This is a genomic window from Pseudonocardia sp. DR1-2, from assembly GCF_023717215.1.
Lineage (GTDB): Bacteria > Actinomycetota > Actinomycetes > Mycobacteriales > Pseudonocardiaceae > Pseudonocardia > Pseudonocardia alni.
This window is the reverse complement of sequence record NZ_JAMQOF010000002.1, coordinates 679,288-697,623: the sequence shown is the minus strand read 5'-3', so window position 1 is coordinate 697,623 and position 18,336 is coordinate 679,288. Positions and strand designations below refer to the sequence as shown.

Sequence of the window (18,336 nt, the reverse complement as noted above, 5' to 3'; positions counted from 1 at the left end):
GGACGGAGCCGGGCGGACCGGACATCGGAACCGAGACGGTCCTTCCGGGTGATCGGGACGGGAGCGCACCGCGTCCGGGCCGGTCGGGACCGGGGTGCAGACTGGCTGCGCACGGCAGAGCTTTTCGTCACGCAACCTGGGCGCTCCCCGCGCGTCTCCCACGGTGACGGAACGATCACGTGGCGTCGCCGCCCCGGGCGACGCGGACGAACAGGAGCACCCCATGGACACCGTCCGACAGCGGCCCCGCCGCCTCGTCGCACTGGGCCTCGGACTGGCCACCATCGCGGGTGTCGCCGTCGCCGGGACGGCACTGGCCGGATCCCCCGCCGCCGAGCAGGCCCGCGCGCAGCCGCTCGTCCCGGGCACCCCGTGCTCGATCACCGCCAAGGCCTGCGTCGACCTGGACTCGCAGAAGTCCTGGCTCATCCAGGACGGCAAGGTCATCCGTGGCCCGATCGGCATCTCCTCGGGCGGCAACGGCCAGGAGACCCCGGTCGGCCATTCGCTGCGCGTCTACCGCAAGGACGCGACCCACAAGAGCGAGGAGTCGCGGCTGCCGAACGGCGACCCGGCCCCGATGCCCTGGTCGGTGTTCTTCAACGACGGCGGCATCGCCTTCCACAGCGGCGACCCGAACCGCTCCTCGGCCGGCTGCATCCACGTCCCGCCGGCCGAGGCCAAGGCGTACTTCGACTACCTGCAGATCGGCGACCAGGTGCAGGTCGTGAAGGCCTCCGAGGAGACCGCGGCCCGTCAGGGGCAGTGAGCGCGCCGGTCACCGCATCGGGGAGTGCTCGGGCATCCGGCGTAACGCGGAGGTGGTCGTCCGGCGACACACGGGACGAATCACCCGTCCGTCCCCGGGAGCGCCCGATGGCCGAGAGCCGACCCGCCCGTCGCACGCCGATCGACCACGCCCGGCGGATCGCGCGGCTCTCCCTGAGCGGCGGCGCGCGTGCCGCCGCGGTCCCGGTGCGCGGCCTGGCCCGGTTCGGCCGCGCCGAGCACGACCCGCGCTGGACCGGCCAGACCTGGCTGTGGCAGCCGGGCTGGGGCCGGCGCACGCACGACCGGCTCTACCGCAGCCCGGACCCGTACTCGATCGGGCTGTCGGCCTACGAGCAGCAGAAGTACGGCACCGTCATGGATGCGCTCGCCGGACGCCGCTTCGACCGGGTGCTGGAGGTCGGCTGCGGCGAGGGTGACCTGTCGGTCCGCCTCGCCGGGCACACCGCGGCGCTGCTCGGGGTCGACATCTGCTCCGCCGCGGTCCAACGGGCCGCCGCCCGGGTGCCGTCGGGGACCTTCGTCCGCCGCACGCTCCCGCACGAGATGCCCGAGGGCGACTTCGACCTGATCGTCTGCTCCGACGTCCTCTACTACTGGGAGACGGTCACGCTGCAGGTCGGCCTGGCCGCCCTGCTGGACCGCCTGCGGCCGGGCGGGATGCTGCTCGCCTACCACTACCGCGGGGCGTTCGGGCAGGCCGGGACGGCCGACCGGGTGCACGAGGCGCTCGCCGCCGCGGCGGCCGCCCGCGGGCTGACGGTCCGGGCGCACGAGACCGTCGACGGCGTCGGTCCCGACGGCGCCGGGGCCCGGTTCGACGTCGTGGTCCGCCCCGACGTCGCGGTGCCGTCCCCGCGCCGCCCGGAGCCGGGCGTCGCAGCGCGCGCACGCCGTTCCTGAGGGGTCGGCTGGGCCGGGTGGCGGTGCGCCCGCTGGGCCGTCCAGCCGTTCTCGTCAGGTCGACGTGGACCTGTCGTGACCGGGCGGTTCCTGGTTACCGTCCGGAGCCATGACGGTCGAAGCCGACGGACCCGCCGGAATGGCCGACGCGCAGCGCGTGGTCACGATCCCCGAGCTGAGCGCACCGAGCTACCTGCAGGCGGTGCTGTCGATCGCCTACCGCGACGAGCGCAACAGCGTCCCGCTCACCGTCGCCACACCGGCCGGGCTCGTGTTCGGCAACGCCGTGCACCCCTCGGCCTGGCTGCGCGGACTCGGGGACCAGCTGCGCCGGCTCACCGCGGGTGACCCGGGCAACGAGTCCGCGGCGTCGATGGCCGACATGTTCGACGACATGGCCGACGGCCGCGGCGACGAGCGCCCCGGCCGGGACATCCCGGTGAAGGACATCCACTGGATCTACTTCACCGACGCACTCGTGGTCCCGACCGCCGCCGGCGGGCCGAACTACGTCGAGCCGGCCTGCTGGCAGGTGGCACTGCGCGACGTCACCGGCTGGACGATCGGCCTCCCGCCCGGCTGAGTGCCACGTCCGATGATCATCTGATCGGGTGATCGCAAACCGGGGGACCGGGACCCCCTTCGCGGACCTCCCGTCGCAGGTCACAGGGCTCCTGCCCAGGTCAGCGGCCCGCAGCTCCGACCGCGGTGTGACGACGACCACGCGAAGTCGTGCGTGAGGATGCGCCACCCCCGGACCTCCTATGTGTGTCGAGCGGATCGACGGGGCACAACCGGAACGAACCGGCCCCCCGATCCGGACCACTGTGAGGCCCGATACCGGGCCACGACCTGGAGGCGCACATGAGCACCACCGAGACCAAGGCCCCGGCCGTCACCGGCACCCCGTCCGCCCTGCAGTCCGAGCACGGCAGCACCCGCATCGCCGAGACGGTCGTCTCGAAGATCGCCGGTCTGGCGGCCCGCGAGGTCAGCGGCATCTACGCCCTCGGCGGCGGCGCGGCCCGCGCGTTCGGCGCGCTGCGCGAGCGCATCCCGGGTGGCACCACCAACGCCTCGCAGGGTGTGTCGGTCGAGGTCGGCGAGAAGCAGGCCGCCGTCGACATCAACGTCGTCGTCGAGTACGGCGTCTCCATCGCCGACCTGGCGAAGGCCGTGCGCCGCAACGTCATCTCCGCCCTGGAGCGGATGACCGGGCTCGAGGTCGTCGAGGTCAACATCTCGGTCGACGACGTCCACCTGCCGTCCGAGGACGACGGCAAGGACGAGGAGCCGAAGAAGATCGAGTCCACCTCGCGGGTGGCGTGAGCGCCCGCGTCGCCGCGGACGGCGACGGGATCGTCGCCACGGGTGCGGTCGACACCGACCGGATCGCCGACGCGGTGCTGGGTTGCCCCGGCGTCGCACAGCTGCACGGCGGCCGGTTCGGTGAGATCGCCACCTACCTGCCCGGACGCCGGGTGAGCGGCATCCGCGTGGACCCCACGGCCCCGGCCGTCGAGGTACACGTGGTCGGCCGCTACCCGGCCTCCGTGGCCGAGATCGACCGCCAGGTCCGCACCGCGCTGCTCCCGGTCGTCGGGGGCGCGCGGGTGGACGTGGTGGTCGGCGACTACGCCGGCCCCACCGAGTCGACGCCGATCCGGCCGTCGGACTCGGCACCCGCCACCGGCGAGCTCCCGGTCCCTCCCGCGGCCACCCCCTGACCCGCCCGGACGCCCGCCCACATCCCCGGACGTCCGGTACCTCCTCGTCTCGAAGGACGTGACTGTGATGTCCCTGTCCACCAACACCCAGATCGGCCTGATCGCCGGTCTCCTCCTGGCCATCGCCGGCATCGTCGGCGGCTTCGGCGGGTTCGTCCTCGCCCTGATCCTCGGCGCGATCGGCCTCGCCGTCGGCCGCTGGCTCGACGGCGACCTCGACCTGTCCGAGCTCTCCGAGCGGTCGGGGCTGTCCGGGCGCGGCCGCGACAAGGTCCGGTGAACCCGGTGAGCACCGTCGAGCCGGCGGGGACGGCGACCGGGGACCCGGACACGATCCGGGCCACCCGCCTCGCCCCTCCCCCGCCGGACGACACCCCGACCCGCACGATCGACACCGGTACCGCCTCCGCGGGTGCCGACGGCTCCGGCGGCACGGCCCCGGAGGACCGCGGCCGGATCGACGTCGCCGACCAGGTCGTGCAGAAGATCGCGCTCGGGGCCCTGGAGGAGACCGAGGGTGTCGGTGGCACCACCGGCACGGTCGGGCGGATGCTCGGCCGCGACGACTCCGGCGGCCACCCCCGCGTCGAGGCGACCGTCTCCGGGCAGTCGACCCGGATCGACGCGCGGATCTCCGTCGCCTACCCGTCCCCGGTGGCCGCGGTCTGCGACCGCGCCCGCGCGCACGTCGTGCGGCAGGTCGAGGCGCTGACCGGGTTGTCCGTCGCGCGGGTCGACGTCGTCGTCACCGCACTCACCGTCCCGGGCGCCGCCCGGCCGGCCGCGAGGGAGCTCGAATGATCCGCCGCCCCCGCAAGTCCCTCGCCGCGGGCATCGTGGCGCTGGTCCTGCTCGCGCTCTGCGTCGTCGTCGCCGTCGCGGTCGTACAGCTGCTCCTCGGACAGCAGCCGATCGTCGACTTCGGCGTGCTGGGGTCCACCGTCGCCGGGTTCACCGGAGCCGACGTGCCCGTGCTCGTCGTGTCCGGTCTGGTGGCGCTGGTCGGGCTGGTGCTCGTCGTGGTCGCACTGCGGCCGGGCACCCCGACCGTGTTCCCGCTGACCCCGGCGGGCGGAGCCGAGCACCTCGACTCCGGGATCACCCGGCGCAGCCTCAACCGGGCGCTGGCCGACGCCGCCACCGGCGTCGACGGCGTCACCAGGGCGTCGGTGAAGAGCACCGGGCGCCGCGCCGCCGTCACCGCGCACGCCGCGTTCGGCGACCCGAAGGACCTGCGTGACCGGGTCCGCAGCGCGGTCGCGCAGCGGCTCGACGCCGTCGGACCGGCCCGCAGCCCCAGGGTCACGGTGTCCGTGACCGGCACGAAGCAGAAGGAGGCGTGATGGCCAGCGCGACCCCACCGGCCCGGCTCAACCGGACCCTGCTGTTCCTGATCGGGCTCGTCCTGCTCGCCGCGGGCGTGTTCGGGCTGCTGTTCGGCACCGGCGTCCTGCGCCAGGTGCTCCCCGGGATCGACCCGTCGGTCCCGCTGCTGCCCGCCGATCTCACGCTGCCCGAGTGGGCGCCGTGGGTGACGCTCGCCGTCGCCGTCGTGGTCGGGCTGCTGGCGCTGCGCTGGCTGCTCGCCCAGGCCCGGCGCAGGCCGCGCACCTCGGCGTGGACACTGCCCTCCGCACAGGTGGCGGGCCGGGACGCCGGGACGACCCGGATCCACTCCGACCACGCCGCGGACGCACTGGCCGCCGACATCGAGAGCTACGACGGCGTCCAGCGGGCCGCCTCCGCGCTCGTCGGCGACCGTCGCCGTCCGGAGATCCACCTGGACGTGACCGCGGACGACGGTGCCGACCTCGCCGCGCTGCGCACCCGGATCACCGACCACGCGCTGCCGCGGTTGCGGTCCGCACTGGACATCGAGTCCGGGCGTGCCGACCTGGTGCTGCGCCTGGCCGAGGCGAAGGAGCACTCGCGGGTGGGCTGAGCACCGCACGCACACACGACGACGGGGCCCCGGATCACCGGGGCCCCGTCGTCGTGTGCGGGTGGGTCAGCGGGACCGGTCGACGAACCCGGCGCCGGCGATCCGCAGGCCGCTGCCGCCCGCCATGCGGAGCAGCCCCGCCATCGCGATGACCAGGCCGGCCATCTCGAAGGTCTCCTCGGTGCCTGCCAGGACGTTGTAGGTGAAGGACTGCACGTCACCGGTCTGCTCGAACAGGGCTCCACCGGCCGACTCCAGCCCGACCGCGCCGAGCAGGAACACCGCCGCCCCGGCGACGACCAGCCAGGCCCCCGGCCGGCGCAGCACCATCGGCAGGCACAGCGCCGCGACGACGGCGACGAGCACCACGGCCGGGATGATCCAGGCGTAGGTCAGGAAGCCGCTCGTGCCGAACGTGGTGTGGATGATCCAGCCGATCTGCTCGTGGTTGGCCGCGGTCTCGTCCATCGCGACGACCGCGCAGGACAGGCTGAGCAGGATCCAGCGCCACCGCTCGCGACGCACCGAGTTCGCCGCGATCAGCGCGAGCAGCGCCGCGTTGGTCAGGTGCATCGCCGAGCTGAACCAGGTCGAGATGTTCAGCTCGGTGCCCAGCCGGATCGGGGCGGGGATCTCGAAGCCGGGCCGCCCGATGCCGTAGACGGCGGCGCCGTAGTGCGCCAGCGCCAGCACGGCGACGATCGCGGCGGCGGTGCCGACGACCGGCCCGCGACGCAGCAGCGCCAGGTGCGGTGCGCCGGGCGCGGCGGCCTGGGCCTCGGGCGACGGCTCCGCGCGGGCCGGGCTCGCGGCCCCGGGCGCCGCCGCGGGCCGCGGACCGGCCCCGGCGTCCTCGGTGTAGCGCGGGATGACGACCGTGGCCGGGTCGTCGTCGGCGCTGTGCGCGCCGCGTCCCCGGGCGCCGCGGCCCCGTGCGAGATGGTCCTGGGCGGTCATGTCCCCTCCTCCTCACCACACGGCCGGGCGGCATCGGCGGACGACGTCGACTCCGACCGCAAGGTGGCTGGAAGGTAAACGAGCGTATGTCCGCCGGGAAACGCGGGGTCAGCTCCAGGGGCGCGCGGAGCGGGTGGCCCAGTAGTGCTCGGCCGGTTCGGCCAGCGCGGCGAGCTCCTCGACCACGTCCGCGGGCAGCGTGAGCTCCGCGCCCGCGAGGTTCGACGCGAGCTGGTCGGTCCCGACCGGGCCGAGCAGCACCCGCCACGCCCACGGGTTCGCCAGCGCCGCGGCGACGGCGATCCGGTCCAGCCCGATCCCGGTCCGCGCGGCGAGCGCCGCGGCCGCGCGGGCGCCCTCGGTGCCGTCCTCACCGCCCGGGGCGAGCCTGCCGTTCGCGAAGACCTCCTTCACGATCACCCGGGCCCCGGCGTCGGCGGCCTCGGCCAGCGCCGGGCCCACCGAGGGTTCGAGCGGGTTCCAGGTGCTCTGGAACGAGGTGAACAGCGGCTCGCCGTCCACCCGGACGTCCAGCGCCCGGCGCACCGCGTCGGCCTGGGCGGGGCCGGAGGTGGAGATGCCGACCCGGATCCCCCGGTCGCGCAGGTGGGCCATCGCGCGGTGGACGCGCCCGTCGTCGAGGACGCCGGTGTCGAGCGTCGCGGAGTGCACGTGGTAGGTCCCCAGGTGGTCGCCGAGCAGGTCGTGGCTCAGCGCGTACTGCTCGGTGAAGGCGTCGAGCGAGTGGTCCTTGACCTCGTGGGTGTCGGCGTCGGTCCGCCACCCGCCCACGTAGCGGTAGCCCCACTTCGAGCCGATCTCGACGGGGTCCCCATCGCCGGTGACCCCGGGCCGGTCGGCGAGCCAGCCGGCGAGGAACTCCTCGGCGCGGCCGTAGGAGCGGGCGACGTCGAGGTAGCGGACGCCCGCGGCGTACGCGGCGTCGAGCAGGGCGCGGGAGCGGTCGCGCAGGGTGGCGACGTCGCGGTCGTCGCCGAGCTCGTCGGCGCGGCCGGAGGTGATGTAGGCGGGGCGGGCGATCGCGGCCAGGCCGAGGCCGAGACGGTGCGCGGGGGCGGGCATGGCCCCAGCCTGCCGCACCCGACGGCGGCGCCGCACCCGACGAAACACCTGTTGCACGCCGGTGCCGGCCGGTACCGTCCCCGAGCATGACCGACGCGCCGCCCGGTGGCTGGGTCCTGCTGCTCGCGCAGCTGCCCGCCTCCCCCTCGAGCCCCCGGGTCACGCTGTGGCGCCGGGCCCGCGCCGCGGGCGCGGTCGGCCTGCAGAACGGCGCCTGGGTGCTGCCGTCGACCGACGAGAACCGCACGTTCCTGGAGGGGCTCGCGACCTACGTCCGCGAGTCCGGCGGGACCGCGTACGCGCTCGACGTCGCCGCCGGAAGCAGCGACGACGGCATCGTCGCCCGGATCCGCACCGAGCGCGGCAAGGAGTTCGCCGAGTTCACCGAGCGCGGCGAGGCGCTGCTGGCGGAGCTGGAGAAGGAGTCCGCCCGGGACAACTACTCCTTCGCCGAGCTGGAGGAGAACGAGCAGGACCTGGAGCGGCTCACCCGCTGGCTGGCCACGATCTCGTCCCGGGACTTCTTCCCCGACGAGCGCGGCAAGGACGCCGAGGCCCTCCTGGACCGCTGCCGGCGCGCGCTCGACGCGTTCACCGCCGCCGTCTACCGCGCCGAGGGCGTGGCCCCCGACCTGCCACCGCGTACGGACTGAGCCCGTGAGCAGCCCGTGAGCAGCGGGGCGCACGCCGCGACCGGCGCGGCCGTGGTCGACGACCTCGGTACGGACGCACTGCGGGGCCTCACCGGCGCCGAGGCCGCGGCGCGGCGGGGGCGGCACGGTCCCAACCGGTGGGTCGTCCCGCGGCGGGTCACCTTCCTGCGGGTGCTCGCCGACGAGGTCACCGAGCCGATGATGCTGCTGCTCGCGGCGATCGCGGTGCTCTACGGCGTCTGGGGGCGGCTCGACGACACCGTCGCCGTCGTCGTGATCATCGCGGCGGTCGTCGGGGTCGAGGTGTTCGCCGAGTTCCGCGCGAAGTCGGTCATCGCCTCGCTCGGCGAGCTCACCGCCCCGACGACGCCGGTGGTGCGCGACGGGAGCACCCTCTCGGTCGGGGTCGACGACGTCGTGCCCGGCGACCTCGTGCCGCTGGCCGCGGGCTCACGTGTGCCCGCCGACCTGCGCCTGGTCGAGACCTGGGGGCTGCGCGTCGACGAGTCGACCCTCACCGGGGAACCCGTCGCCGCCCCCAAGGACGCCGCCCGCGTGCTCTCCGGCGACACCGCACTGGCCGAGCGGGCGAACCTGGTGTTCGCCGGGACGACGGTCGTCGCCGGGCGGGCCCGCGGCGTCGTCGTCGCGACGGGGACGGCCACCGAGCTGGGCACGCTGACCGGGCTCGTCGTCGCGGCGCGGCCGCCCCGGACCGCGCTCCAGCAGGCCATGCGCGAGCTCGCCGGCAGCCTCGCGACACTGGCGATCGCGTTCAGCGTGCTCGTCCCGCTGGTCGGCGTGCTGACCGGGCGGCCGTGGCGGGAGATGGTGCTGACCGGGCTCACCCTGGCCTTCGCGACGGTCCCGGAGGAGCTGCCGATCATCGTCAGCCTGGTGCTCGGGCTCGGCGCGTACCGGCTGTCGCGACGGCGCGGGCTGGTCCGGCGGCTGCGCGCGGCGGAGGCCCTCGGGCTGGTGACGGTGCTCGCCACCGACAAGACCGGCACGCTCACCCGCAACCGGATGGCCGTCGCGCGGGTCGAACCGGCCCCGGGCGTCGACGAGGGCACCCTGCTCGGCCTCGGCGCGGCCTGCACCGAGACCGCCCCCGAGCCCGACGGCGGCTGGTCCGGTGACCCGACCGACGTCGCGTTCCTCGTCGCGGCCCGCGACCGGGGCCTGCCGACGCCCGCCGAACCGGTCGCCCGGTTCCCGTTCGACCCCGGCCGGGAGACGATGACGGTCGTCCTGCCCGCCGGCGCGTCCGGCACCGCCACGGTGGTGACCACCGGCTCGCCGGAGTCGGTGCTGGCCCGCTGCGCGGCGCCGTCGCCGGAGACCGCGGGCCGGGTGGCCGCGCTCGCCGCCCGCGGCCTGCGGGTGATCGCGGTGGCGAGCAGGCCGGCGTCGCAGGTCCCGGCGACGGTCGGCGACGCCGAGCGCGACCTCGTCCTCGCCGGGCTCGTGGCGCTGTCCGACCCGCCGCGCCCGGGCGCCGCCGAGGCCGTCGCCGCCGCGCGGCGGGCCGGGGTGCGGGTGGTGATGGTGACCGGCGACCACCCCGCCTGCGCCCGGGCCGTCGCCGCGGAGGTCGGGATCGACCCGGACCCGGTGCTGACCGGCCGCGACCTCGACGGTCTCGACGACGCGACGCTGGCCGCCGCCGTCGCGTCGACGCCGGTGTTCGCCCGGGTCTCGCCCGCGCACAAGCTGCGCCTGGTCACGGCGCTGCAGGCCGGCGGGGAGGTGGTGGCGGTGACCGGGGACGGCGTGAACGACGCCCCCGCGCTCGCCCGGGCCGACGTCGGCGTGGCCATGGGCTCGTCGGGTACCGACGTGGCGCGCGAGGCGGCCGGGCTGGTCCTGGCCGACGACGACGTCTCCACCCTCACCCGGGCCCTGCACGAGGGCCGCACGCTGCACGGGAACCTGCGCAAGGGCGTCGCCTACTACCTGGCCTGCAAGGCCGGGCTGGTCGCGACCGTCGCCGCCGGGGTGCTCACCGGGATGGCCGTACCGTTCACCCCGATCCAGATCGTGGTGCTGGAGATGTTCATGGACATCGCGGGGAGCGCGACCTTCGCCGCGGAACCCGCCGAGCGCGACGCCATGACCCGCCCACCGCGTGACCCGGGTGCACGCTTCCTGGACCGGGCCCTGCTCGGCGACCTCGCCGCGGGGGCGGCGGCGCTGTTCGTCGCCGTCGGCGGGCTGTACCTGGTGACCGCCTCGCAGACGGTCGCGTTCGTGGGCTGGCTGTCCGGGCACCTGGCGCTGGCCTGGGTGATGCGCACCGAGCGGACGCCGGTGCTGCGGGCGGGGCTGTTCGCGAACCGGTTCCTGCCGTGGTGGACGGTGGTGACCGCCGTGGCGGTGTGGGTGGTCACGACCGTGCCGGTGCTGCGGGAGACGCTGCGGCTCACCCCGCTGACCGGTCCGCAGTGGACGGCGGCGGTGCTGGTGCCGGTGGCCGCGGTCGCGGTGCTGGAGCTGCGCAAGGCCGGGCGGCGGGCCGCCACGGGGCGCCCGTCGGGATGATCCGTGCTAGACCACCGGTCGTGAACGGATCGGTCCTGTCCCGCCCGGCCCCCGAGCCGCCCCGCTCCGTCGCCGTCGGCGACGACCCCGACCAGGTCATGGACCTGTGGCCGGACGGCGGGCCCGGCCGCCCGCTGGTCGTGCTGGTGCACGGCGGGTTCTGGCGGCCCCCGATCGACCGGACGCATCTGCGGTCGACGGCGGCCGCGCTGAACGCACTGGGGCTGCCGGTGGCCTCGCTGGAGTACCGCCGGGTGCCCGGTGACCCGGACGCGACGGTCGCCGACGTGCTCGCCGGTCTGCGGGCCGCCCGCGCCGTCGCCGGGCCGGTCGTCGCGGTGGGGCACTCCGCGGGCGGGCACCTGGTGCTGCACGCCGCGGCCGTCGAGCCGTCGCTGGTGCGGGCGACGGTGCCGCTCGCCCCGGTCGCGGACCTGGCGCTGGCCGACGTGGAGGACCTCGGCGACGGCGCGGTCCGCGCCTACCTCGGTGGCCCGGCGGCCGGGCGCACCGACCTGGACCCGGCGGCGGGCCCGCCCCCGCCCGGGCCGGTGACGATCGTGCACGGCGACGCCGACGACCGCGTCCCGCCGGCCGTCTCCCGCTCCTACGCCGGCCGGCACCCGTCGGTGCGGCTGGTCGAGCTGCCCGGCTGCGACCACTTCGCGGTGGTGGACCCGCTGTCGGCGGCCTGGGAGACGGTGACCCGGGAGATCCTGGCGGTGGCGACGTGACCGCACCCGGCGGCCTGCCCCGCCATCAGCTCACGATGACCGTGCTGATGACGCCGGACATGGCGAACTTCTCCGGCAACGTCCACGGCGGTGCGATCCTGAAGCTGCTCGACCAGGTCGCGTTCTCCTGCGCGAGCCGCTGGGCCGGGACCTACGTCGTGACGCTCTCGGTGGACCGGGTCCGCTTCCGCGAACCGATCTACATCGGCGAGCTCGTGACCTTCCTGGCGTCGGTGAACGACACCGGGCGCAGCTCGATGGAGATCGGCATCCGGGTCACCACGGAGAACATCACCGAGCGGACCCAGCGGCACGCCAACAGCTGCTACTTCACGATGGTCGCGATGGACGAGCACCGGCGTCCGGTGCCGGTCCCGGAGCTGGTCCCGTCGACCGACACCGAGCGCCGTCGCCGGGACGAGGCGCGCCGGCGTCGCGAGGCACGCCGGGCCGGTGGCTGACCCCGGACACGACGGTGCCCCGGGACCACACGGTCCCGGGGCACGTCGCGGTACGGGAAGGTCAGTTGACCGAGTCGCCCGCGCCGGAGGTCTGGCCGCAGCTGTCGGACTGGTCGGTGGCCGAGTCGCCGGAGACGGCCTTGGCCTTGCCACCCAGGCCGAGGGCGCCGGTGACGCCGCTCAGCAGGTTCGCGTCCTCGACCGGGACCTGCACGCCCAGCACGTTGACCGGGATGTTGTTGTTGCAGACCTGGATCGGCACGTTGACGTTGTTGCCGTTCAGGCCGGAGACGAGGCCCTTGGCGTCCTTGTCGATGTGGCCCGACTCGTGCGAGCCGTGGTGCTTGCCGTCCTTGGCGGAGTCGCCCGCGTAGTCGCCGGCGAAGGCCAGCGGGGAGACGGCGAGCAGGGACGCGGCGGACGCCGCGACGATGATTCCGGCCTTCTTCAGCACAGTTCTTCTCCTGATGAGGTCTCAGGGCCGTGGTGAAGGCCCCGTTCCATGACGGCACGCTGACAAAAAGGGGGAGCCCGTGCCGACTGGCTGCGAATCTAGCTGTGCGGGAGAGCCCGAACAATTCTTCTACCACCATCGGGTGGCCGAATTACTTTCCGTTCGGATACTCCCACGATCGGGTCGAATGCGATCGGGGCGAACCGCCCGGAGCGGCGCCGGGACCGGCGACGACGACCACGGCGGGTGGTCACGCGACCCTGCCCCGGACACGGACGTGCCCCGGGACCGCGAGGGTCCCGGGGCACGTCAGCGGCGAGGAGTCGGTCAGTTGACCGAGTCGCCCGCGCCGGCCTCCTGGCCGCAGGTGTCGGACTGGTCGGTGGTGGAGTCGCCCGACACGGCCTTGCCCTTGCCCGCGATGCCGGCGGCACCGGTCAGGCCGTTGCCCGCAGCGGCGTCCTCGACCGGAACCTGGACACCCAGGACGTTGACCGGCACGTTGTTGTTGCACGCCTGGACCGGGACCTGGGCGTTGTTGCCGTTGGCACCCGCGACGAGGCCCTTGGCGTCCTTGTCGATGACGCTGTCCGAGCCGGCGAACGCCAGCGGCGACAGGCCGATCAGGGCGACGGCGGACACGGCGGCGACGAAACCGGCCTTCTTCTTCTGCACAGTCTTCTCCTGGTGAGTCACGGATCCATTCGGATCCGGGCACGTGCCGGCCCGACGACAAAGGGGGAGCCCGAACCGGCTGAGAAGAACCGTAATGGCGGGAAAGGTGCCCATCAAGCTCAGAACACCATCGTGGGGAACAATCACCGAGCGTCAGATATTCACACGATATGGTTTCGTCGCCGAGTCGGCGGTTCTGCACGACGACAGGGCGGAACCGCGTCCGGTCCCGCCCCGTCCGCCCGGACGTGCGTCAGCCGACGCGACCCCATTGACCTGCGGGCTCGTCGCCCTCCATCTCGGCGACGGCCTGGACCATCGCCAGCAGCTCCGGGTCGAGTCCCGGTCCGAACTCCTCGGGCCGTTCGACGGCGATGTCCATCGGGACGCCGTCGGGCGCCTGCGCGGTCGACAGCGTCGTCCCGTCGTTCGACGGCGACGGCCCGCGGTAGAGCTTGCCCGCCTCGGAGAGCTGGTCGAGGCTGAACGTGTACTGCTTGCTCTGCAGACCCTGCTCCAGCAGCGTCGCCACCTCGGGGAACTTCTCGGCGTTCGTCTTCGGGATCGGCAGCAGCGTGTTCCAGTTGACCCCGAGCGCCTCGAGCGCCTTGGCGTAGGCGTTCTCGTGGGCCTGGTCGCGCACGATCAGGTAGGCGATCGTCGAGCGCGCCGTCCTGTTCGCCGTCATCTCGTAGAGCCGGCACTTCTGCAGCCGGCCGGTCGACTCGAGCATGAGGTTGTAGAGCAGGTTGAGCGGCAGGTTGCCGCTGTCGTAGACGTACTTGCCCGTCCACGGGTCACCTTGCGCGTCGACCGGCAGCGCCCCCTGGGCCCCCACCAGGTAGTGGTGGATGTTGCCCTCGGTCAGGGCCGCGCTCAGCGGGGTCGCCCCGCCTGCGCCGGGCGTGTCCATGTCGTCGGTCGCGCTGCCCTGGTAGCGGGGCGAGCCGTCGGTGAGCCGGGCGATCGTGGTGGCGATCAGCTCGACGTGCCCGATCTCCTCGGTGCCGACGCCGTAGAGCAGGTCCCGGAAGGGTTTCCCGTCCGGACCGCGGAAGTTGAAGCTCTGGAACAGGTACTGCATCATCGTGCGCATCTCGCCGAACTGGCCGCCCAGCCCCTCCTGCAGCGCATTCGCCGCGGCGGGGTCGGGCTCGTCGGGGACGATCTCGTTCAACAGTCGCTGGACGTGCAGGAACACGGGTGACACCTCGTGGGCTGTGGGGCGCGACCCCTTCCGGGGTCGTGGACACGGCCTGCGGGGTTGAAGCCGTCGGACCCCGGCCTACCCGGACCCCGTGGGTCCACACCCACGCGCTGTCCGCACGGCCGCGGCCGCCGCGGCGGGCCAGGCGGCGTAGACCTCGGCCGACGGCGCGGCGGCGACCGCGGCGGCGAGCAGCGGGCGCAGGTCCGGGCGGTCGGTCCCGACGGCGAGGACGAGTGCGACCGCGCGGAGCTGCCACGGCCGGTCGAGCAGCCGCTCGTCGAGGTCGTACCCGGGCAGGCCGCGGGCCCACCGGGCGTCCGGCGGCGCCGGGGACGGGGCGGGGTCGAGACCCCGCAGCGCCGCCCGGCTGACACGTCCCTCCAGGTCGGCCGGGCCGTCGGTGCACCGCGCCGGCGCCCCCGGGACGACCAGGTGGTGGACGCGGGCCGAGTCCGACCAGATCGCGGTGCGGACCCCGGGGCCGGTGTCCCCCGCGACGTCGAGCAGGTACTCCGAGCGCGGCCGGTACCAGCTCGGGGGCACCCCGAGCACCGGCCAGCCGCTGCACCCGGTCGCGGCGGGGAGCACCACGTTGCGGACACCGGGGGTGTCGCGGTGGGTGCGCCAGACCCGGCCGCACCCACAGCGGCCGAGCCGGGCACCGGCCGCGTCCGCGGTGTCCGGCCGCCCCGTGCCGGTCCAGATCCGGGCGACCGCACGGGCACCGGCGCGGGGGCCGACCTCGTCGGCGTGGTGGTCGTACCAGCGGTCGATCGTGGCGGCGGTGGTGAGGCCGTGCCGGAGCACCGCGCGTTCGGCCAGGTTGACCAGCAGGTCCACGGTGCCGCCTCCGATCGGGGTGTCGGGCAGGACGTGCGGGACCGGCCCGCGGGGAGCGCGGACCGGTCCCGCACGCGTCGTTCAGCGGGCCGGGTCGATCGCGACCGGCTCGCGTCGTGCCTCGTGGTGGTTCGCGTTGCGCGGCGTGGCCAGGACCTGACGGGTGCGGTCGTCGAGCGCGACGGAGTCGGACAGGGCCCCGCTCGCGGCGAGCGTGTGCTCGAGCGCGTCCAGCCAGTGCTGGTAGTAGCTCCAGGGCTCGCCGCCGTCGCCGTTCTCCCAGGCCTTGATCGCCTCGACCAGGGAGAGCTGGAACTCGCTCCACTCGTAGTGGCCCTCGTGGTACGCGGCGACCGCCATGGCGAAGGCCCGCAGCTCCCACGGCTCGGTGAACGGCTTGTCCGCCCCGGGCATGTCGCAGACGAGCTTCTCGATCCGGCGGCGGGCGTCGCCCAGCTCGGTGGCGTCCGTCCGGACCCCGGCGCTCATCCGCGGGCCGCCTCGGTGACGACCGGCTTCGCCGTGCCGACGCCGATCATCGAGTCCCGGGTGACCAGCGCGGCCAGCTCGTCCTCGGAGAGGTGCTCGCTGCCGGCCGGGCGCTGCGGCAGCACCCAGTAGCGCAGCTCGGAGCTGGAGTCCCACACCCGGATCTCGACGCTGTCCGGCAGCGGCAGGTCGAAGTCCTCGGCCAGCACCTTGCGGGGCTCACGCACGATGCGGGCACGGAACGGAGGCGCCTTGTACCAGTTCGGGGGCAGCCCGAGCACCGGCCACGGGTAGCACGAGCACAGCGTGCAGACGATGACGTGGTGGACGTCGTCGGTGTTCTCGACGGCGACCATCTCCTCACCCTGCAGGCCGCCGACACCGAGCTCGCGGCAGGCGGCGGAGGCGTCCTCCAGCAGGCGCGCCTTGAACTCCGGGTCGGTCCACGCCTTGGCGACGACCTTCGCCCCCAGCTGCGGGCCGACCTCGTTCTCGTAGACCTCGGCGAGACGGTCGACCGCCGCGGTGGTCATCACGCCCTTCTCGATCAGCAGCGACTCCAGGGCCTTGACCCGGGCGGTGATCTCCTCCTGCGTGCGGAGCGGGGTGTCGGTGGGCTTCGCGGTCATGGGTCAGGCTCCCTGGGTGGCGGGGACGGGCGAGAGGTACGGCTCCCACACGTCGAAGTAGTTGACGCCGTTCGGGTCCGCGTACTCGACGCCCCACAGCTCGGTGGCGTCGAAGCGGACGGTGTAGAGGTGCTCGGGGCAGTCGCCGAGCCCGTTGCCGGCGGTGTCGGGGTAGAGGTAGGTGCCGTGGGCCGCGCTGATCACGCCGCGGCGGCCGCGGATGTAGCGGGCCCGGCGGGTGTGGCCGAAGGGGCTCTCGGAGGAGACGACGACCTCGTCGCCGACGGAGAACTGCGCGACCTTGTCCGACTCGCGGTGGGCCGGGAACCCGTTGGTGACCGCCCAGTCGACGAACTCGACGATCTCGGTGTCGGTCTCCCGCTCGGGGAGCGGGGCGTCGGGGTTCTCCAGGTAGTGCCGGGTCCGCGCCTCCAGCTCGGCCGGGTCCAGCACGCCCGCGGCCTCGGCGTAGTGCTCGACCGTGTGGACCCAGTGCTCGTAGTAGTTCGAGATCAGGTACTCGGCAGGGTCCATCTTCTCGATGCCGTGCCGGAACTGGTCCACGTTGAACAGCCCGGCGCGGGCACTCTGCGCGAACATGGAGAAGGCACGCTTCTCCCAGTCGGCACGGAACACGGGCTCGGACATGTGGTCGTTCTCGACCTTGCCCAGCCCGTCGGTGCCGCCGAGATCGAAGACTCCGTTCACTGCTGTCCTCCCACGGTGGTGAGGGCCGGCGGAGCGGGGAAGCCGCCGACGGCCTGCTCGAAGGTGTGCGCGACCCGCAACACGGTCGCGTCGTCGAAACGCCGGCCCACGATCATCAGACCGGTCGGGAGCCCGTTCACGAGCCCGGCCGGGACCGACGCGGCCGGGTGCCCGGACACGTCGAACGGGGCACAGTTGCCGATCATCCCCAGCGCGGTCGGCAGGTAGCTGTCCAGATCGGCGTCGAGTCCGAGCAGCTCGGGCGCGGTGTAGGGCACGGTCGGCATGACCAGCACGTCGTACCCGGTCAGGGCCGCGTCGTAGGCCGCCCGCACCTCGAGGGCCAGGTTGCGGGCCATCCCGTAGTAGGCGCCACCCGCGTGGCCGAAGGTGTAACCACCCGAGAGGCCGACGAGCTTGACGGTCTTGGACAGCTCCGACCCGCGGGCGTGACGCCCACGGTGGTAGTGCGCGATCAGCTCCGGGTCGTAGAGACCCGGGTAGTTCATGCCGTAGGCGTTGCCGTCGATCATCTGGTGCGCGGCGCCCTCGGTCCCGATGACGTTCCAGACCGCCATCGCGTCCAGGTGCCAGGGGATCGAGATCTCCTCGGCGACCAGACCCGCGTCGGTCAGCGTCCCGATCGCCGCACGCACGGCCTCGTCCACGGCCGGGTCGCTCTCCGGGCGGGCGAAGCCCTCGGTCACGATCCCGACCCGCAACCCGCCCGCCGACCGCTCCAAGGCCGCCAGGTAGTCGACCGGCTCGAGCTCGGTGGGCTGACGCACATCGAGCCCGTCGACCCCGGCGATCACCCCGAGCATCAGTGCGGCGTCGGACACCGTGCGGGTGATCGGGCCCAGATGGTCGATCGTGGCCTCGATGGGGAACGCACCGGTGTAGGGCACCAGGCCGTGGGTGGGCTTGTGCCCGACCGTGCCCGAGAACGCCGACGGCATACGGATCGAGCCGCCCTGGTCACCACCCACGGCCATGTCGACCGCCCCGGACCCGACCAGCGCCGCACTCCCCGAGGACGAGCCGCCCGAGACCCGTGCCGGGTCCCAGGGGTTGCCCACCGGCCACGGCCGGGAGGTGAAGCTGGCCCCGGAGAAGCACAGGTCCTCGCACATCGCCTTGCCGGTGATCGTCGCCCCGGCGGCCAGCAGGCGGGTCGCGACCGTCGCGTCCCGGGAGGGGACGAACCCCTCGACCGTGGCCGACCCGTTGGTCATCGGCACTCCGGCGAGGGAGATGTTGTCCTTGAGCGCCACGGTCCGCCCGGCCAGCGGGCCCTCCGCCGCACCGTGGACGGAGGTCGTCACGTACCAGCCGCCCAGCGGGTTGTCGGTGGGCTCGGACCACTCCCGCTGCGGCGCCCGGGGCGCGGTGGCCCGGTAGAGCTCCTCGACCCGCTCCGAGGACGCGAACGTCGCAGCCACCGCCGGACCGAACTCGGCCAGCTCGGCCTCCGACAGGCCGAACGCGTAGTGCTCGTTCAACGCCGCCAGGCGGGCGGCGTCAGGGGGTGGGATCGCCAT

General features: G+C 74.1%; 23 protein-coding genes. 13 read left to right on the top strand and 10 right to left on the bottom strand.

The annotated features are described in order from the left end of the window. The first annotated feature begins 223 nt into the window (after positions 1–223). The 9 genes from ND486_RS08180 (at position 224) to ND486_RS08140 (ending at position 5,361) form a co-directional block, all read left to right on the top strand. Positions 224–769 carry a L,D-transpeptidase gene (locus tag ND486_RS08180; RefSeq protein ID WP_251783466.1) on the top strand — a complete coding sequence of 182 codons (546 nt, stop codon included), beginning with the start codon at positions 224–226 and terminating at the stop codon, positions 767–769. A 107-nt stretch (positions 770–876) separates the two neighbouring features. Further along, positions 877–1,692 carry a trans-aconitate 2-methyltransferase gene (locus ND486_RS08175; protein ID WP_251783465.1) on the top strand — a complete coding sequence of 272 codons (816 nt, stop codon included), beginning with the start codon at positions 877–879 and terminating at the stop codon, positions 1,690–1,692. A gap of 109 nt (positions 1,693–1,801) precedes the next feature. Further along, positions 1,802–2,275, top strand: a complete 474-nt coding sequence (locus ND486_RS08170) for a hypothetical protein (RefSeq protein WP_224401191.1) — start codon at positions 1,802–1,804, stop codon at positions 2,273–2,275. A 281-nt stretch (positions 2,276–2,556) separates the two neighbouring features. Beyond that, positions 2,557–3,021, top strand: a complete 465-nt coding sequence (locus tag ND486_RS08165; protein WP_208822851.1) for an Asp23/Gls24 family envelope stress response protein — start codon at positions 2,557–2,559, stop codon at positions 3,019–3,021. Then, on the top strand, positions 3,018–3,419 hold the full coding sequence (locus ND486_RS08160; RefSeq protein WP_073575989.1) for a hypothetical protein: 402 nt from the start codon (positions 3,018–3,020) through the stop codon (positions 3,417–3,419). The genes ND486_RS08165 and ND486_RS08160 overlap by 4 nt, the downstream gene beginning before the upstream one ends. 67 nt (positions 3,420–3,486) lie before the next feature. Further along, a complete protein-coding gene (locus tag ND486_RS08155; protein WP_062398628.1) occupies positions 3,487–3,699 on the top strand; it encodes a hypothetical protein in 213 nt (70 codons plus the stop codon). A 5-nt stretch (positions 3,700–3,704) separates the two neighbouring features. After that, positions 3,705–4,220 carry an Asp23/Gls24 family envelope stress response protein gene (locus ND486_RS08150; RefSeq protein ID WP_251783464.1) on the top strand — a complete coding sequence of 172 codons (516 nt, stop codon included), beginning with the start codon at positions 3,705–3,707 and terminating at the stop codon, positions 4,218–4,220. After that, the gene (locus tag ND486_RS08145; RefSeq protein WP_251783463.1) at positions 4,217–4,762 is read left to right on the top strand and encodes a DUF6286 domain-containing protein; all 546 of its coding nucleotides are present in this window, start codon (positions 4,217–4,219) and stop codon (positions 4,760–4,762) included. Before ND486_RS08150 ends, ND486_RS08145 begins: the two co-directional genes overlap by 4 nt. Then, a complete protein-coding gene (locus tag ND486_RS08140) occupies positions 4,762–5,361 on the top strand; it encodes an alkaline shock response membrane anchor protein AmaP (RefSeq protein ID WP_251783462.1) in 600 nt (199 codons plus the stop codon). The genes ND486_RS08145 and ND486_RS08140 overlap by 1 nt, the downstream gene beginning before the upstream one ends. Before the next feature lie 66 nt (positions 5,362–5,427). Here ND486_RS08140 and ND486_RS08135 read toward each other — a convergent pair whose 3' ends face one another. Both ND486_RS08135 and ND486_RS08130 read right to left on the bottom strand, forming a co-directional pair. Next, a complete protein-coding gene (locus tag ND486_RS08135; RefSeq protein ID WP_251783461.1) occupies positions 5,428–6,318 on the bottom strand; it encodes a hypothetical protein in 891 nt (296 codons plus the stop codon). Between the two features lie 108 nt (positions 6,319–6,426). Continuing rightward, on the bottom strand, positions 6,427–7,401 hold the full coding sequence (locus tag ND486_RS08130; RefSeq protein WP_251783460.1) for an aldo/keto reductase: 975 nt from the start codon (positions 7,399–7,401) through the stop codon (positions 6,427–6,429). An 86-nt stretch (positions 7,402–7,487) separates the two neighbouring features. Between ND486_RS08130 and ND486_RS08125 the strand changes: the two genes are divergently transcribed. The 4 genes from ND486_RS08125 to ND486_RS08110 are packed head-to-tail and all read left to right on the top strand — an operon-like array spanning position 7,488 to position 11,790. Continuing rightward, the gene (locus tag ND486_RS08125; protein WP_251783459.1) at positions 7,488–8,054 is read left to right on the top strand and encodes a mediator of RNA polymerase II transcription subunit 17; all 567 of its coding nucleotides are present in this window, start codon (positions 7,488–7,490) and stop codon (positions 8,052–8,054) included. 15 nt (positions 8,055–8,069) lie between these two features. Continuing rightward, positions 8,070–10,595 carry a cation-transporting P-type ATPase gene (locus tag ND486_RS08120; protein ID WP_251783457.1) on the top strand — a complete coding sequence of 842 codons (2,526 nt, stop codon included), beginning with the start codon at positions 8,070–8,072 and terminating at the stop codon, positions 10,593–10,595. Between the two features lie 20 nt (positions 10,596–10,615). Beyond that, a complete protein-coding gene (locus ND486_RS08115) occupies positions 10,616–11,329 on the top strand; it encodes an alpha/beta hydrolase (protein ID WP_251783456.1) in 714 nt (237 codons plus the stop codon). Between the two features lie 35 nt (positions 11,330–11,364). Then, a complete protein-coding gene (locus ND486_RS08110) occupies positions 11,365–11,790 on the top strand; it encodes an acyl-CoA thioesterase (RefSeq protein WP_073576130.1) in 426 nt (141 codons plus the stop codon). Positions 11,791–11,851: 61 nt separating this feature from the next. Here ND486_RS08110 and ND486_RS08105 read toward each other — a convergent pair whose 3' ends face one another. The 8 genes from ND486_RS08105 to ND486_RS08070 all read right to left on the bottom strand — a co-directional run bounded on the left by ND486_RS08105 (position 11,852) and on the right by ND486_RS08070 (position 18,336). After that, entirely contained in the window at positions 11,852–12,244 is a 393-nt protein-coding gene (locus ND486_RS08105; RefSeq protein WP_251783455.1) for a hypothetical protein, read from the bottom strand. Between the two features lie 327 nt (positions 12,245–12,571). Next, positions 12,572–12,919, bottom strand: coding sequence for a hypothetical protein (locus tag ND486_RS08100; RefSeq protein WP_208822832.1), 348 nt, complete (start codon positions 12,917–12,919; stop codon positions 12,572–12,574). A 253-nt stretch (positions 12,920–13,172) separates the two neighbouring features. Further along, positions 13,173–14,120, bottom strand: coding sequence for a manganese catalase family protein (locus tag ND486_RS08095; protein WP_251783454.1), 948 nt, complete (start codon positions 14,118–14,120; stop codon positions 13,173–13,175). Positions 14,121–14,204: 84 nt separating this feature from the next. Next, entirely contained in the window at positions 14,205–14,969 is a 765-nt protein-coding gene (locus ND486_RS08090) for a nitrile hydratase subunit alpha (protein WP_251783453.1), read from the bottom strand. Positions 14,970–15,050: 81 nt separating this feature from the next. Then, complete coding sequence (locus tag ND486_RS08085; RefSeq protein WP_062398650.1) at positions 15,051–15,458, bottom strand: nitrile hydratase accessory protein; 408 nt, start codon at positions 15,456–15,458, stop codon at positions 15,051–15,053. After that, a complete protein-coding gene (nthA, locus tag ND486_RS08080) occupies positions 15,455–16,087 on the bottom strand; it encodes a nitrile hydratase subunit alpha (RefSeq protein WP_208822819.1) in 633 nt (210 codons plus the stop codon). Before nthA ends, ND486_RS08085 begins: the two co-directional genes overlap by 4 nt. A gap of 3 nt (positions 16,088–16,090) precedes the next feature. Further along, positions 16,091–16,795, bottom strand: a complete 705-nt coding sequence (gene nthB, locus ND486_RS08075) for a nitrile hydratase subunit beta (protein ID WP_251783452.1) — start codon at positions 16,793–16,795, stop codon at positions 16,091–16,093. Continuing rightward, a complete protein-coding gene (locus tag ND486_RS08070) occupies positions 16,792–18,336 on the bottom strand; it encodes an amidase (RefSeq protein ID WP_251783451.1) in 1,545 nt (514 codons plus the stop codon). Before ND486_RS08070 ends, nthB begins: the two co-directional genes overlap by 4 nt.

What these genes read in the sequence shown, in the direction of transcription:
- nthA (WP_208822819.1), bottom strand. Translation starts at nt 16,087, where the DNA reads ATGACCGCGAAGCCCACCGACACCCCGCTCCGCACGCAGGAGGAGATC.
- ND486_RS08125 (WP_251783459.1), top strand. Translation starts at nt 7,488, where the DNA reads ATGACCGACGCGCCGCCCGGTGGCTGGGTCCTGCTGCTCGCGCAGCTG.
- ND486_RS08155 (WP_062398628.1), top strand. Translation starts at nt 3,487, where the DNA reads ATGTCCCTGTCCACCAACACCCAGATCGGCCTGATCGCCGGTCTCCTC.
- ND486_RS08140 (WP_251783462.1), top strand. Translation starts at nt 4,762, where the DNA reads ATGGCCAGCGCGACCCCACCGGCCCGGCTCAACCGGACCCTGCTGTTC.
- ND486_RS08165 (WP_208822851.1), top strand. Translation starts at nt 2,557, where the DNA reads ATGAGCACCACCGAGACCAAGGCCCCGGCCGTCACCGGCACCCCGTCC.
- ND486_RS08145 (WP_251783463.1), top strand. Translation starts at nt 4,217, where the DNA reads ATGATCCGCCGCCCCCGCAAGTCCCTCGCCGCGGGCATCGTGGCGCTG.
- ND486_RS08130 (WP_251783460.1), bottom strand. Translation starts at nt 7,401, where the DNA reads ATGCCCGCCCCCGCGCACCGTCTCGGCCTCGGCCTGGCCGCGATCGCC.
- ND486_RS08070 (WP_251783451.1), bottom strand. Translation starts at nt 18,336, where the DNA reads ATGGCGATCCCACCCCCTGACGCCGCCCGCCTGGCGGCGTTGAACGAG.
- ND486_RS08170 (WP_224401191.1), top strand. Translation starts at nt 1,802, where the DNA reads ATGACGGTCGAAGCCGACGGACCCGCCGGAATGGCCGACGCGCAGCGC.
- ND486_RS08175 (WP_251783465.1), top strand. Translation starts at nt 877, where the DNA reads ATGGCCGAGAGCCGACCCGCCCGTCGCACGCCGATCGACCACGCCCGG.
- ND486_RS08180 (WP_251783466.1), top strand. Translation starts at nt 224, where the DNA reads ATGGACACCGTCCGACAGCGGCCCCGCCGCCTCGTCGCACTGGGCCTC.
- ND486_RS08110 (WP_073576130.1), top strand. Translation starts at nt 11,365, where the DNA reads ATGACCGTGCTGATGACGCCGGACATGGCGAACTTCTCCGGCAACGTC.
- ND486_RS08135 (WP_251783461.1), bottom strand. Translation starts at nt 6,318, where the DNA reads ATGACCGCCCAGGACCATCTCGCACGGGGCCGCGGCGCCCGGGGACGC.
- ND486_RS08085 (WP_062398650.1), bottom strand. Translation starts at nt 15,458, where the DNA reads ATGAGCGCCGGGGTCCGGACGGACGCCACCGAGCTGGGCGACGCCCGC.